Annotated in this window: 13 protein-coding genes and 1 riboswitch; of the genes, 11 read left to right on the plus strand and 2 right to left on the minus strand. The window is 38.8% G+C overall.

The genetic code is table 11. From position 1 onward, the window contains the following. The first annotated feature begins 10 nt into the window (after positions 1 to 10). From B3D98_RS07115 to B3D98_RS07150, 8 genes are all read left to right on the plus strand, one after another. Entirely contained in the window at positions 11 to 1,033 is a 1,023-nt protein-coding gene (locus tag B3D98_RS07115) for an ABC transporter ATP-binding protein (RefSeq protein ID WP_066038102.1), read from the plus strand. Next, a complete protein-coding gene (locus B3D98_RS07120; RefSeq protein ID WP_112116398.1) occupies positions 1,017 to 2,024 on the plus strand; it encodes an ABC transporter ATP-binding protein in 1,008 nt (335 codons plus the stop codon). The genes B3D98_RS07115 and B3D98_RS07120 overlap by 17 nt, the downstream gene beginning before the upstream one ends. 44 nt (positions 2,025 to 2,068) lie before the next feature. Beyond that, positions 2,069 to 3,022: a DUF1177 domain-containing protein gene (locus B3D98_RS07125; RefSeq protein ID WP_048391073.1), complete on the plus strand. Its 954-nt coding sequence runs from the start codon at positions 2,069 to 2,071 to the stop codon at positions 3,020 to 3,022. Further along, positions 3,015 to 4,283 (plus strand): M20 family metallopeptidase, encoded by a 1,269-nt coding sequence (locus B3D98_RS07130; RefSeq protein ID WP_288582057.1) that lies wholly within the window; start codon positions 3,015 to 3,017, stop codon positions 4,281 to 4,283. The genes B3D98_RS07125 and B3D98_RS07130 overlap by 8 nt, the downstream gene beginning before the upstream one ends. A gap of 134 nt (positions 4,284 to 4,417) precedes the next feature. After that, positions 4,418 to 5,179 carry an IclR family transcriptional regulator gene (locus B3D98_RS07135; RefSeq protein WP_004225962.1) on the plus strand — a complete coding sequence of 254 codons (762 nt, stop codon included), beginning with the start codon at positions 4,418 to 4,420 and terminating at the stop codon, positions 5,177 to 5,179. An 11-nt stretch (positions 5,180 to 5,190) separates the two neighbouring features. Further along, positions 5,191 to 6,114: an aminopeptidase gene (locus B3D98_RS07140; protein WP_048391078.1), complete on the plus strand. Its 924-nt coding sequence runs from the start codon at positions 5,191 to 5,193 to the stop codon at positions 6,112 to 6,114. A 202-nt stretch (positions 6,115 to 6,316) separates the two neighbouring features. Beyond that, positions 6,317 to 6,784: an NUDIX domain-containing protein gene (locus B3D98_RS07145; RefSeq protein WP_054549912.1), complete on the plus strand. Its 468-nt coding sequence runs from the start codon at positions 6,317 to 6,319 to the stop codon at positions 6,782 to 6,784. Then, the gene (locus tag B3D98_RS07150; protein WP_048391082.1) at positions 6,768 to 7,544 is read left to right on the plus strand and encodes an alpha/beta hydrolase family protein; all 777 of its coding nucleotides are present in this window, start codon (positions 6,768 to 6,770) and stop codon (positions 7,542 to 7,544) included. Before B3D98_RS07145 ends, B3D98_RS07150 begins: the two co-directional genes overlap by 17 nt. 65 nt (positions 7,545 to 7,609) lie before the next feature. Here B3D98_RS07150 and pckA read toward each other — a convergent pair whose 3' ends face one another. Beyond that, positions 7,610 to 9,196 carry a phosphoenolpyruvate carboxykinase (ATP) gene (pckA, locus tag B3D98_RS07155; protein ID WP_048391084.1) on the minus strand — a complete coding sequence of 529 codons (1,587 nt, stop codon included), beginning with the start codon at positions 9,194 to 9,196 and terminating at the stop codon, positions 7,610 to 7,612. A gap of 389 nt (positions 9,197 to 9,585) precedes the next feature. Continuing rightward, positions 9,586 to 9,704: riboswitch (SAM riboswitch) on the plus strand. A 258-nt stretch (positions 9,705 to 9,962) separates the two neighbouring features. Here pckA and metK point away from each other — a divergent pair. Further along, positions 9,963 to 11,159, plus strand: coding sequence for a methionine adenosyltransferase (metK, locus tag B3D98_RS07160; protein ID WP_004225981.1), 1,197 nt, complete (start codon positions 9,963 to 9,965; stop codon positions 11,157 to 11,159). Positions 11,160 to 11,338: 179 nt separating this feature from the next. Here metK and B3D98_RS07165 read toward each other — a convergent pair whose 3' ends face one another. Further along, positions 11,339 to 11,851 carry a gamma carbonic anhydrase family protein gene (locus tag B3D98_RS07165; RefSeq protein WP_016994472.1) on the minus strand — a complete coding sequence of 171 codons (513 nt, stop codon included), beginning with the start codon at positions 11,849 to 11,851 and terminating at the stop codon, positions 11,339 to 11,341. 133 nt (positions 11,852 to 11,984) lie between these two features. On the opposite strand from B3D98_RS07165, the gene B3D98_RS07170 reads away from it, so the two are divergent. Continuing rightward, a complete protein-coding gene (locus B3D98_RS07170; RefSeq protein ID WP_048391088.1) occupies positions 11,985 to 12,791 on the plus strand; it encodes an alpha/beta hydrolase in 807 nt (268 codons plus the stop codon). A 126-nt stretch (positions 12,792 to 12,917) separates the two neighbouring features. After that, positions 12,918 to 14,426, plus strand: a complete 1,509-nt coding sequence (locus B3D98_RS07175) for an alanine/glycine:cation symporter family protein (protein ID WP_048391090.1) — start codon at positions 12,918 to 12,920, stop codon at positions 14,424 to 14,426. Positions 14,427 to 14,450 lie beyond the last annotated feature (24 nt).

Consider the following 14,450-nt stretch of genomic DNA (forward strand, 5'->3'; position numbering starts at 1 on the left):
GGGTGGAGTCATGACTGAACGTTTACTAGATGTAGAAAACTTAACAGTAGAATTTAAAAGTGGCGGCTCTACAATGAAAGCTGTTAATGGAGTAAATTTACAATTAAATAAGAAGGAAACACTAGGTATTGTGGGAGAGTCAGGATCAGGAAAAAGTGTTACAGCCACTGCTCTCATGCGTTTAATTCCATCTCCGCCAGGAAAAATAACGAATGGAAAAATTCTATTTAATGGCCGCGATTTAATCGAAATTTCTGAAAGGGAAATGCGCAATGTGCGAGGCAATGACATCTCAATGATTTTCCAAGATCCAATTACAAGTTTGAATCCTGTCTTAACAGTGGGCAATCAAATTATTGAAGTCATCCAAGCACATGAAACAATATCGAAGAAAGATGCCGCTATCAAAGCCGTCGATATGTTAAAAATGGTTGGGATTCCTGAGCCAGAGAAACGATTAAAAATGTATCCTCACGAATTTTCAGGTGGAATGCGTCAGCGTGTCATGATTGCTATTGCCCTAGCTTGTAACCCGAAACTACTCATTGCTGATGAGCCAACAACTGCACTAGATGTAACTGTACAAGCTCAAATTCTTGATTTAATGAAAAAATTACAACAAGAACATGATACAGCCATCATTATGATTACGCACGATTTAGGTGTAGTTTGGGAGCTATGTGACAAAGTAAATGTTATGTATGCAGGTCGTACAGTAGAGTCTACTACAACAAAACAGCTCTATGAAAAACCTTTACATCCCTATACGTGGGGATTATTAGAGTCTCAAATTACAATGGGGACACAAGAGCAACAAAGGCTGCCGGCTATTCCTGGTAGTCCACCAGATTTAACAATGCCACATAGTGGCTGTCACTTCTCAGCACGATGTCCTTTAGCGACAGATATTTGTCGTAGTACTGTGCCTGATTTAGTGGAAGTACAGGACAACCATTTTGTAGCCTGCCATTTACAAGCAAAAGATCAAATTGTCCCTAGGAAGGAGGGGATTTTTAATGCAACAGTACAATGAACTTGTCTTAAAGGTAAGTAATTTAAAAAAGCATTTTCCCATTAAAAGTTCAATTCCTTTTAAAAAACCAACACAATTTGTGAAGGCGGTAGATGGTGTAAGTTTTGAGTTATATAAAGGTGAGACACTGGGGATTGTGGGAGAGTCGGGGTGTGGTAAATCAACGGTTGCCCGTTTAATCAACCAGCTAATTTCACCAACAGAGGGAATAGTTGAATTTAAGGGAACGGATTTAGCAAGCTTAAATTCAAAAGATATCCGCTCTGCTCGAAAATCCATCCAAATGGTTTTCCAAAATCCTTATGCATCACTCGATCCTCGTAAAACGATTGAATATCTTATTGCTGAGCCATTAGTGATCCATGGGATTGGTGATGAGGCATCCCGTAAAAAGCGAGTGGTTGAATTACTTGAAACAGTCGGATTAAGTGCATACCATGCAAAGCGCCATCCACATGAATTTTCTGGTGGACAAAGACAACGTATAAATATTGCTCGGGCTCTTGCACTGAATCCAGATATTGTGGTGTGTGATGAACCTGTTTCCGCATTAGATGTCTCTGTACAGGCTCAGGTTATCAATCTATTAAAAGATTTACAGAAAGAATTCGGCTTAACCTATATTTTTATTTCACATGATTTGAATGTGGTGAACTACATGTGTGATCGTATTGCTGTCATGTATTTAGGAAAAATAGTGGAAATTGGCACATACAAGGAAATTTATGAGAACCCTCAGCATCCTTATACACAAGCCTTGTTATCGGCCATACCTAAGGAAAATCCTTTTGATAAAAAGGACCGTATTATTTTATCTGGCGATGTTCCAAGCCCGGTTAATCCCCCGAGTGGCTGTGCATTCCATAAGCGGTGTCGTTTTGCTACAGAAAAATGTGCAGAGGTCCAACCGACACTTGATACAGTATCAGCTACACATCAAGTATCGTGTCATTTATATAAGTCGATACAGCAAGAAGTATCATCAATTTAACGAAAGATAAAATTTATTGAAGCAGAAAAAGGAGCGGACTGATTATGTCATTGAAGCATGTTATTGAATTATACGAGGTAATGGATAGTATTTATGTAAACGGAGACACGATTAAGAAATATTTACACAATATTGATTCCACAGCAGATGTCAAGGTAAAAACTATTCAAGGCGAAAGCGGCTCAACTGATTTTGTTCGCGTCCTCGTCAAAGGAAAGAACGGCAAATCCTCTGGCGGAAATGCACCTACATTAGGAATTATTGGACGATTAGGTGGTATTGGAGCACGCCCTGAAATGACAGGCTTTGTATCAGATGGAGACGGCGCACTGGCATGTCTGGCAGGAGCAGCAAAAGCTATTGATATGGCCTTAAAGGGTGATCAATTAGAGGGTGACGTTATTTTCTCCACACATATTTGTCCAACAGCTCCAACCTTACCACATGAGCCAGTGCCATTTATGAACTCGCCAGTGGATATTAGTGTCATGAACGAAAATGAAGTAGAAGATACAATGGATGCTATTCTATCAATTGATACAACAAAAGGCAATCAAGTATGTAACCATAAAGGATTTGCGATAACGCCAACTGTCAAAGAAGGTTACATATTAAAAATTAGTGATGATTTATTGCACGTATATACACAATCTGCTGGCATTTCTCCAGTTGTCCTGCCAATCACGATGCAAGACATTACACCATATGGTAATGGTTTATTCCATATCAATAGTATTTTACAACCAGCAGTTGCAACATCTAGCCCTGTTGTAGGTGTAGCGATTACAACTGAATCTGTTGTGGCAGGCTGTGCAACAGGTGCAACCCATGTCACAGATGTAGAAAATGTTGTGCGATTTGTGTTAGAGGTAGCAAAAACTTACGGTGCTAATAAATGCTCTTTCTTTGATGAAACACAATTTACACATATGAAAGGCTTATATGGTAGCATGAGTCATCTACAAACGAAAGGAAACGAGGTACACACACATGAATGATTTACAAGCACTTAAAGCTCAATTAGTAGAGGCAGTTGAAAATCATCAAGATGAATTGATAGCGTTTTGTTCAAAGCTCATTCAAATCCCAAGTGTCAATCCTCCAGGGGATACGACTGAAATAACAGCTTTTATCGAAAACTATTTAAATGATGTAGGCATTACTTATCAAAAATATGAAGCTGCTGATAAAATGTTTAATTTAGTAGCTTCTATTGGAAATGGGGAAGGAAAAGAACTCGTTTATTGTGGCCATACCGATGTTGTTCCTGTCGGTGATCTATCAAAATGGGATTTTGATCCATTTTCAGGAGAAGTGAAGGATGGCTGGATGCTTGGACGTGGGGCGAGTGATATGAAAGCCGGTTTAGCAGGTATTATTTTTGCAACAAAGTTATTAAAGAAACTGAACATTGAACTACCAGGGAAATTAACTTTGGCGATCGTACCAGATGAAGAAACTGGCGGTGAATTTGGTGTTCCTTGGCTGTTAGAGCGAGGCTATGTGCAGGGAGATGGTTGTTTAATCGCTGAGCCCTCTTCACCTTTAAACCCAACTATTGGACAAAAGGGCTCTTACTGGTTTGAATTAGAGGTGCGTGGGGAACCTGGTCATGGAAGCCTATCACCATTGGCTGGACGAAATGCCATTGTTGATGCAATCCGAGCTATACAAGAGATTCGTACACTATGGGATGTAGAAATCACAATTCCTGAAGAGGTACAGCCACTTATCGAGGTATCAAAAAAATACATGCGTGAAGTGGAGAAAGATCGCTTGAAATATCAAGAAGTTTTAGAGAAAATTACTGTAAATATTGGTACAATTGAGGGAGGTACGAAGTCAAACGTAATCCCAGATTACTGTAAGGTCCAGGTCGATTGTCGTTTACCATTTGGTATTACACAAGAAGAAGTAACAGAAATCTTGACAACTAAACTAGATGGCTTGGCTATCGATTATTCAATCCAACGTTTTGGCTTTAAAAGCGTAGCCAATTATACGCCTGCTGAAAATCCTGTATGCCAATCGATAGTGGAAAATATATCATATGTTACAGGGCAAGAGGCATATGGTGTCATGCAATGGGCAAGCAGTGACGCTCGTCATTTCAGACAATATGATATTTCTGTATTGCAATACGGCCCAGCTTATTTACCAAGTATTCATGGTTATAATGAAAAAGTGCGTGTTGAGGATATCGTACGCTGTGCAAAAGTTTATATAACTGCTGCTGTTGATTTCCTATATCAAAAGTAAGAGATTAGCTACTCTCTTACTTTTGATAAAGTGATATCAGGTGCTGACGGCTGCTAAATCTGTCGATTATTTCCCCCTTAAGAGAGAGATTTGCAGCCGTTTGTACAGATAAATAGTTCAGAAGGATGAGAGATATGCTAAAGACATTAAATTTATCAATTGCGGTTTTAAAAATGTTTACAAAGGAAAAGCCCACATGGGGTGGTCGAGAGTTAGCACTGGCGATGAACATGAATCATACAAATTTATATCGCATTCTTGAAACCTTCGAAAATAATGGGTTTATAACAAAAGATCCTATAACAAAAAAATATTCTCTTGGTATTGCATTATGGGAAATAGGTATGAATATGTATGATTCATTAAACATAGATCAGCTATGTATGCCAGTTCTTGAGAAATTAAAGGATGTCACTGGTGAAACAGCTATTTTTACCGTACTGAATGGACTGGAAGCGTTAACATTACTGAAAGCAGAGCCTGTAAATAAGGTGAAGTTTACAGTTTCAAGAGGAAGTAGATCGCCACTGTATGTAGGAGCATCTTACCGTTCAATGCTTGCTTTTTTAAATGAAGAGCAAATTGCAAAGGTCATAGATGAACCATTAACAGCTTATACAAATAATACGATGACAGATGCCACAGAAATAAGGGCAGAGCTAGAAAAAATTAGAACATGTGGCTATGCACTTAGTAACAGTGAGTATTCGGTCGATGTATTGGCGCTAGCTATGCCTATATTTAATAGTGAGGAACAGGTCGTAGCGTCTATTACCGTTTCTGGACCAATTTATCGTTTTACAGAGCAACGTGTTCCTGATTTTTTGGGACCTTTAACGGAAGCTAGAAATGAAATAGAAGGAATCATTCGTAGATATCATTTGAATTTTAATTAAGGAGCCCTATTATGCATCATTTACATGATATTGCACTAAATGTTTTAAAAGGCAATTTAAATGTTCAATCTTCTGAGTCACTATTAATTTTGACAGATAGCCACAAACAAGACATCGCGAAAATTTTTTATGAAGCTGGACTGTCAATTACTGCAAATACAATGTTCATGGTGATGCCCCTGTTAGAGAAATCTGGGCAGGAACCAATCCATGCAGTTTCTGAGCTTATGGCAAATGCCGATGTTACACTGTGTATTACCTCCCACTCCCTAACACATACACTGGCTCGTAAACATGCCTGTGAAAAGGGTGGACGTGTAGCAACAATGCCAGGGGTAACATTGGAGATGCTGGAGCAAGGTGCCCTTCATGCAGATGCACAGGAGATCGAAGCTACGGTAGAAAAATATGTCCTTTTACTTAATACGACAAAAGATATTCGTATTGTCAAGGATGGTCATGAGCTGACGTTTAGTGTAGACGGCCGTTTCGGAATTCGGTCCACAGGGGTTATTCGTCAACCTGGTGAGTACGGGAATATTCCTTCAGGAGAATCGTATATTGCACCAATAGAAACATCTGCGAATGGAGAGATATTAGTAGATGGCTCTATTGCTAATATTGGTGTCTTAAAGGAGCCATTATTATTAAAAATAAAGAATGGTCGCTTAGAAGAAGCAATCGGTCCTGATGGTCCACGACTACTGGCATTACTTGGTGAAGGCAATGGTAGAGTCATTGCAGAGTTTGGCATCGGAGCCAATAAAAGTGCTATCCTATGTGGCAATGTATTAGAGGATGAGAAGGTGTATGGGACCATCCATATCGCTTTTGGCAGTAATGCGCCATTTGGTGGAGCCAATGCGTCAGATGTTCATATTGATTGTGTTGTGAAAAGTCCTATCGTCTATTTTGACGGTCAGCAAGTAATCTAAAGAAAAGCGTGTCTTCCTATGAAGCACGCTTTTTTTCATGCTTTACAAGACTGTAGCTTAGGGTTGCTTGTCATTGTAGGTTTACAATATAGTTAATATAGATAGGAATAGGAATGATGATTAAATTCCGTCCATAAAATAGAAGTAATGATAAAGAAAGTAACTTTTGTTTTGCAACAAGAAAGAACGTGAGGTTGAAGATATGTTAACATTTACAGATTTACATGGCCTACAAGTAGATTTGAGTTTTACAAGAGGCGAATTTAAAGTAGAACCTAAACACGTCCTTGTCCTTTTAAAGCATGAAAATAAATGGTTATGTACTGTCCATAAACGACGTGGTGTAGAAGTGCCAGGAGGGAAATTAGAAGAAGGGGAAACCTTAGAGGAGGCGGCGATTCGAGAAGTTTTTGAAGAGACGGGTGTTCATGTGAAAAATCTTCAATGGTTTGCAGAGTATGCAGTGTATGATGAAATCGTTTTTTGTAAATCCGTTTTCACTGCACAATTTTTGGCGCAAGAGGATATAGAATTTGATTTAGAAACGTCAGGCATGCTTTGGTTAACTGATGAAGAATTTGCTCAGCATCCTAACTTGAGTTTTCACATGAAGGATGAGGGGATGAAGAAAATGCTGGAGGAGCTGAAACATCGTGACACACAATGGTGATATTATCGAAAAACGCCCCTATCCTTCACCAAATCCAGCTATCCGTTTAACGGAAATAACCTATCTTTCACAGGGCTTACGTATAAAAGGACTATTAGCAGAGCCAAAGACTGAAGGTACATATGATGGCTTTTTATATTTAAGAGGCGGCATGCAAAGCATAGGGATGGTAAGACCCTCTCGTATTGCACAATTTGCGGCGCAGGGCTTTATCGTATTTGCCCCATATTATCGTGGGAATCGTGGGGGAGAGGGGCGTGACGAGTTTGCAGGGGCAGACCGTTACGATGCGGTCTATGCCGTAGATGTACTCAAACAATTCTGCAATGACAATATCCATGTTTTTGGTTTTTCACGAGGTGGTATTATGGCTCTGTGGACAGCTATTTTAAGAAGGGATATTACTTCTGTTGTAACATGGGCAGGTGTTTCTGATGCAACGGCCACTTATTGGGAACGTACAGATATGCGCAGAATGATGAAGCGCGTTATTGGAGGAACACCTAATCGTGTGCCAGAAGCGTATGATGCAAGAACACCTCTTTTTGAGATAGAGCGTATAACAGCTCCCGTTCTTATCATTCATGGCTATCGTGATGAAAATGTGGATATTGAACATGCCAGACAATTGGCATTTTTTTTAGAGGAAGCAAATAAATCATTCGAAACTTGGTATGATCTTAACTATGCACATCAATATCCACCAGCAAAAAATCGTGAAACTGTCCGTGCTCTTTGCAAGTGGATGAAACAACAATAAAGCATAGAGAAAACAAAAAGACAAAGGGAACAATTTATTCGTTCCCTTTGTCTTTTATATAGACGTTATTTTAATGGACCACCAAGTGTAGTGATGGCTTCAGAAACGTTTGAGAATTTCTTGAAGTTTTCGTTGAATAAGCCTGCAAGCTCAGCAGCTTTTGCATCGTATGCAGCTTTATCTGCCCAAGCTTCACGAGGATTTAACACTTCTGAAGGTACGCCTTCAACTGCTTTTGGAATGTGTAAACCAAACACAGCATCTTGTGTTGTTTCAACATCTGCTAATTTACCATCGATTGCTGCACGGACCATTGTACGTGTGTAAGAAAGTTTCATACGGCTACCTGTGCCATATTCGCCACCAGTCCAACCAGTGTTTACTAAGTATACCTGTGCACCGTGCTCGTCAATTTTTTGTCCTAACATTTCTGCGTATACTGTTGCAGGAAGTGGAAGGAATGGAGACCCGAAGCAAGTAGAGAATACTGGTTCTGGCTCAGTCACACCACGTTCAGTTCCAGCAAGTTTAGAAGTGAACCCGCTTAGGAAGTGATACATCGCTTGTTCTTTTGTTAATTTACTGATTGGAGGTAATACGCCAAATGCATCAGCTGTTAGGAAGATGATTGTTTTTGGATGACCTGCAACAGAAGGATCAACGATATTTTCGATGTATTGGATTGGATAAGCTACACGTGTATTTTCTGTTAGTGAACCATCATCATAGTCACAAATACGAGTTTCTGGATCAACAGCTACGTTTTCTAATACAGAGCCGAAGCGGATTGCATTGTAGATTTCTGGTTCTTTTTCAGCAGAAAGGTTGATTGTTTTTGCATAGCAGCCACCCTCAATGTTGAATACACCATTATCAGACCAACCGTGTTCATCGTCACCGATTAGCTTACGATCAGGATCAGCTGATAACGTCGTTTTACCAGTACCAGATAGACCGAAGAATAACGCTACATCGCCAGCTTCACCAACGTTTGCTGAGCAGTGCATTGAAAGAATACCTTGTTGTGGTAATAAGTAGTTCATGATACCAAAGATAGATTTTTTCATTTCACCAGCATATTCTGTACCACCAATTAAAATAATTTTCTTTTCAAGTGATACGATGATGAATGTTTCAGAAGCAGTACCATCAACCGCAGGATCTGCTTTAAAGTTAGGAGCTGAGATGACAGTGAAGTCGGCAACATGAGAAGCTAATTCATCTGCTGTTGGACGGATAAATAATTGATGAGCAAAAAGATTGTGCCATGCGTATTCATTGATAACTTGAATGCTTAATTGTGAGTCTTTGTCAGCACCTGCAAAGCCTTTGAATACGAATAACTCGTCACGTTCTTTTAAATATTTTATTACTTTTACATATAGGTTATCGAACACTTCAGAAGAAATCGGTTGGTTGACTTTACCCCAGTCAATTTGATCTTTTGTGCTTTCTTCTTCTACCGTATATTTATCTTTAGGTGAACGACCAGTGTATTTGCCAGTTTCTGCACGAACTGCGCCATCTACTGTTAACATTGCTTCACCACGAGATGTAGCTTTTTCTGCTAATTGTGGTACTGAAAGTTGAACATTAATGTTACCGCCGTTTAATAATTCCTTCAGTTCGTTTGCAATTTCTACTGAATTCATCGATTAAATACCATCCTTTTTTATAGTATTCCCTTGATTTAGAGGGATTTTTTCTTAATTTCAAAAATAGTATAACACAATTGCTTAAATAATCTATACTAATTAAGAAATTATTTTAGAGTTTTTACCACTTTTCAATAAACTGACAAAAAATAATGTTTTTCGAGTAGAATACCATCAATCCTACTGTAATTAGGCACGAAAATTGAGCCACACATATGTTACCACAAGTAGCTAGGTATGTTGTAGGGATTAATTTGCTTCTATTTACATCATCATCCAAGTATGAAAAGTTTTTGTGTAATAAGTTCTTTCCTTTCTATACAGTAATACATAAGAAAATATTTGACAACGTTCGACCTTTTCAGTAACATGAGATTGAACGGATACTCTTATCCCGAGCTGGTGGAGGGTCAGGCCCTGTGAAACCCGGCAACCTGCATGAACTATTTCACGACATGCGTTGGTGCCAACCTGATGCAAGGGAACATCCCTTGAACGATAAGAGTGAAAGGTTACGCAGTCATTATTCCTTTCCTCATGTAAAGTAACGTGAGAAAAGGATTTTTTTATTGTTAAAAATCAATGTAAAGGTAAGTATATGTAGTTCTTTCCTTATTGTAATGACGGATCTTTCGAAATCCTCGTGTTAAAAGCAGCAGTAACGGCTTGAGAGTTCAATCCTTAGGAGCGGACTTGACATGGGTAATGAGTACCGTATTCATACACAACTACTTATTGTAAGAGTATTTAGGAGGAAAACCAAATGACAAACCGTCGACTGTTTACATCAGAGAGTGTAACAGAAGGACATCCAGATAAGATTTGTGACCAAATCTCGGATGCCATTTTAGATGCTATTTTAGCAGAAGATCCAAATGCACGTGTAGCGTGTGAAACAACTGTAACAACAGGATTAGTATTAGTAGCAGGAGAAATTACTACTTCTACTTATGTGGATATTAAAGGTATTGTTCGTGACACTGTAGCTGAAATTGGCTATACACGAGGTAAATATGGCTTTGATGCTGAGAACTTAGCGGTGCTTGTGGCAATTGGCGAACAATCACCTGATATTGCTCAAGGTGTTGATCAGGCATTAGAGGCACGTGAAGGCTCTATGACAGATGCTGATATAGAAGCAATTGGTGCTGGTGACCAAGGCTTAATGTTTGGCTATGCATGTAATGAAACACCAGAGCTAATGCCATTACCAATTAGCTTGGCACACAAATTAGCACGCCGTTTAACAGAAGTACGTAAATCAGGTGAACTTGCCTATTTACGTCCTGATGGTAAAACGCAAGTAACGATTGAATATGATGACAATAATGTACCGGTTCGCGTGGATACAATTGTTATTTCAACACAGCATGATGAAGAAGCAACACTTGAACAAATTCAAGCAGATTTAAAAGAATTTGTTATTGCACCAGTTGTACCGAGTGAATTATTAGATGCTAATACGAAATACTTCATCAATCCAACTGGCCGTTTTGTAATTGGTGGGCCAAAAGGTGATGCTGGATTAACAGGACGTAAAATCATTGTTGATACATACGGTGGTTATGCACGTCACGGTGGTGGTGCCTTCTCAGGTAAGGATGCAACCAAGGTAGACCGTTCGGCGGCATATGCAGCACGTTATGTAGCGAAAAACATCGTAGCAGCTGGCTTAGCAGAGCGTGCTGAAGTGCAACTTGCCTATGCGATTGGCGTTGCTCAGCCTGTTTCCATTGCTGTCGATACATTTGGCACAGGTAGAGTGAAAGAAAGCGAGATCGTTGAATGGGTACGCGAGCTATTCGATTTACGCCCAGCAGGTATCATTAAAATGCTTGATCTTCGTCGTCCAATTTATAAACAAACTGCTGCGTATGGACATTTTGGTCGTACAGATTTAAATGTACCATGGGAGCAAATTGATAAAGCAGACGCGCTACGAGAAAAAGCACGTTTATAAACTATTGAACTAAAGTAATGAAGTCATTAGAAAATTATTCTGATGTATTAATAAGCAAAGGGGCAACATTGCTCCTTTTGTTTTTTTTACAAAAATACCTCGCTAGGATTCGTGAACATATTCGGTACACGAAAACGCGAGGGATTTTTTCGTTAGTATTGATTTTTTGTGTAGGTTATTTATTTCTGAAGTGATTTATAATATTGACCTTTTTCTGCGTATTCTCGTACGATGCGTTCCATATCCTCTTTATCTTCAGCATTTAATTCTCGGACAACTTTTGCTGGACGACCTAATGCTAAACTATTTGGAGGAATGACTTTACCAGGAGGTACTAGGCTTCCAGCTCCAATAAATGCACCTTCTCCAATCTCAGCTCCGTCTAAAATAATGGATCCCATACCAATTAAGGCATTTTTGCGAATTGTACAACTATGTAAAGTGACTTGGTGTCCAACTGTTACCTCATCTTCAATAATGAGCGGATATTTTGGGCTTTGGTGTAAACAGCAAAGATCCTGGATACTGACACGTTTACCAATAATCGTTGGGGAAACATCACCACGAATAACCGTATTAAACCAAATAGTTGTTTCGGCGCCAATTGTTACGTCGCCCGTAACAGTTGCGTAGTCAGCAATGAAAACAGACGGATCGATCTTTGGCGTTTTATCTTTAAATGGATAAATCATGAAAATCGCCTCTTTTCTTTCTATAATGTAGTATTATCGTATCAAATACGCAACTTTATGGAAATATAAAATTAAAATGTGCTATTTATTTCGATATAATCAAAGTGTAATTATTTTTTAGGAGGACTATGTAATGTGGAAATGGGAAGCTGATGGACAAGCAAAAGCTGTGATTGCTATTCTTCATGGTGCTTATGAAAATCACCGTTGGTATGCATGGCTGATAGAGAAATTAAGATTAGAAGGCTTCCACATAGTCATGGGAGATTTACCGAATCATGGGGGTAATGCAAGGTTTGCTCGAGTCCATGATGAAGACTTCAAATTGTACAATAAGTATACAAGAAACCTGATTGAAAATGCTTTTTCATATAATTTACCAACCTTTGTAATAGGGCATGGACTAGGTGCAACATTAATCCTCCATACACTGCAAAAGAGACAATATGAATGTGCAGGCATTATTTTAACATCACCTTGGTTGCAACTAAAGCTATTACCAGGTAAATTAACAAATGCTTTAACAAGTCTAAGTGCGTTAACGGCCAATGTTAAATTGACACATGATATTACATTAGAGAAATTAACGCGTAGTGTTGAAGGCAGAGAAGAAATGAAAGATGATGTACCGCTCATGACTGTAGTTTCTGTGAAATGGTATCGAGAACTTCAGCAGATGATGAAAAATTTAGTGATGCTGCCTAAAGGTGAAATGCCTAATATGCCTATGCTAATTATGACAGCTGAGAAGGATAAAATTACGGACACTCGCCAAACTCGAAATTGGCTTCATCAACAGGAATTCACGGAATTTCAGTTTAAAGAATGGGCAAATTGTTATCATAATTTATTTCATGAGGGAGAGCGCGAAGAGATTTTTATGTATATACGAGATTTTATTAATAATGCTCTTCGAAGAATTGGTTATATAATTAAATAGGTTTATACCCTTCCATTTACTAGGTTACTTACTTAAATATTGTTACTTAAAAATAATATTGTAATTTTCAGAAAAGTGTAATACTATAATGACTTAAAGTAAGGTAATTCAAATTGGAGGGGTAAAATGGATGTAATTGTAGAGAAGTTGAATGGTATTTTATGGGGACCATGGTTTATTTATGGCATCTTATTAATTGGGTTATTTTTCTCAATTATTACAAGGTTCCTACAAGTAAGGCACATTAAAGATATGTTTGTTTTAATGTTTAAAGGGGAGAAGTCAGAAAAGGGAATATCTTCATTCCAAGCAATGTCTATCGCATTATCAGGACGTGTAGGTACAGGTAATATTGCTGGTACTGCGACAGCGATTGGAATGGGAGGACCTGGTGCTGTCTTTTGGATGTGGGCAATCGCTTTCATAGGTGCGGCTACCGCGTATGTAGAGTCAACATTAGCTCAAATCTATAAAGAAGAGAAAGATACAGAATATCGTGGTGGACCGGCCTTTTACATAGAAAAAGGAATGGGCCAAAAATGGTTTGCAGTTATTTTTGCTGTGGCGGCTTTAATAGCAATGTTAATTTTGATGCCTGGTGTGCAGTCGAATGCCATCGCAGGTGCTGTTGAAAACGCTTTCGGTTTGGAAACATGGATCACAGGACTTATTATTGTTGTTTTATTAGGTGCTATTATCATCGGGGGTGTTAAATCAATCGCAAATGCTGCCCAGATTATTGTACCGTTTATGGCATTAGCCTATATCATTATGGCCATTATCATTATTTTTATGAATATTTCACAAGTACCAACGGTTATCGGATTAATTTTTTCTAGTGCATTTGGGGCTCAAGAAATTTTTGGCGGCATTATTGGTTCAGCGATTGCTTGGGGTGTTAAACGTGGAATTTACTCTAATGAGGCTGGTCAAGGAACTGGTGCTCACCCTGCGGCAGCTGCGGAAGTATCACATCCTGCTAAGCAAGGAATTGTACAAGCGGCGTCTGTTTATATTGATACATTATTAATTTGTTCTGCTACGGCATTTATGATTTTATTTACAGGCATGTACAATGTACAAGATGAAAAGGCAGCTGAGGGAGCAGATCCATTTATCCATATTGGAGAATTTAATAGTGGTGGATTAGCAGGCGATGAGCAAATGACTTTTGCGAAAAGTATTGAAGCAGGTGCAGCCTATACACAATATGCAGTTGACTCATCATTACCTGGCTTTGGTGCTCCATTTGTAGCCATTGCGTTATTCTTCTTTGCCTTTACAACAATCATGGCTTACTACTATATTGCAGAGACAAATGTCGCTTACTTATTTAGAGGTAGCACAGAAAAGGTATTCATTTGGATTGCGAAAATTGCCATTTTAGTTGCAGCCTTTTATGGTACAATCCGTACGTCTGGTCTAGCATGGGCAATGGGAGATGTAGGTCTTGGTTTGATGGTTTGGATTAACGTTATAGCTATTTTAATTATCATGAAACCAGCTATTGTCGCATTAAAAGATTACGAGAAACAGAAAAAAGAAGGAAAAGACCCAGTCTTTGATCCTCGTAAACTAGGAATTAAAGGTGCAGATTTCTGGGTTGACTATAATGAAAAACGCAATAACAAGTAGATAAAGAGCAAGGGCGATCAGCTA

The organism is Lysinibacillus sp. UBA5994 (assembly GCF_002429725.1).
Classification (GTDB): Bacteria; Bacillota; Bacilli; order Bacillales_A; family Planococcaceae; genus Lysinibacillus; species Lysinibacillus capsici.

Bases quoted from the DNA above. Each gene is read 5' to 3' on its own strand.
- B3D98_RS07130 (WP_288582057.1), top strand. From the start codon at position 3,015: ATGAATGATTTACAAGCACTTAAAGCTCAATTAGTAGAGGCAGTTGAA.
- B3D98_RS07165 (WP_016994472.1), bottom strand. From the start codon at position 11,851: ATGATTTATCCATTTAAAGATAAAACGCCAAAGATCGATCCGTCTGTT.
- B3D98_RS07120 (WP_112116398.1), top strand. From the start codon at position 1,017: ATGCAACAGTACAATGAACTTGTCTTAAAGGTAAGTAATTTAAAAAAG.
- pckA (WP_048391084.1), bottom strand. From the start codon at position 9,196: ATGAATTCAGTAGAAATTGCAAACGAACTGAAGGAATTATTAAACGGC.
- B3D98_RS07135 (WP_004225962.1), top strand. From the start codon at position 4,418: ATGCTAAAGACATTAAATTTATCAATTGCGGTTTTAAAAATGTTTACA.
- B3D98_RS07170 (WP_048391088.1), top strand. From the start codon at position 11,985: ATGTGGAAATGGGAAGCTGATGGACAAGCAAAAGCTGTGATTGCTATT.
- B3D98_RS07125 (WP_048391073.1), top strand. From the start codon at position 2,069: ATGTCATTGAAGCATGTTATTGAATTATACGAGGTAATGGATAGTATT.
- metK (WP_004225981.1), top strand. From the start codon at position 9,963: ATGACAAACCGTCGACTGTTTACATCAGAGAGTGTAACAGAAGGACAT.
- B3D98_RS07175 (WP_048391090.1), top strand. From the start codon at position 12,918: ATGGATGTAATTGTAGAGAAGTTGAATGGTATTTTATGGGGACCATGG.
- B3D98_RS07115 (WP_066038102.1), top strand. From the start codon at position 11: ATGACTGAACGTTTACTAGATGTAGAAAACTTAACAGTAGAATTTAAA.
- B3D98_RS07145 (WP_054549912.1), top strand. From the start codon at position 6,317: ATGTTAACATTTACAGATTTACATGGCCTACAAGTAGATTTGAGTTTT.
- B3D98_RS07140 (WP_048391078.1), top strand. From the start codon at position 5,191: ATGCATCATTTACATGATATTGCACTAAATGTTTTAAAAGGCAATTTA.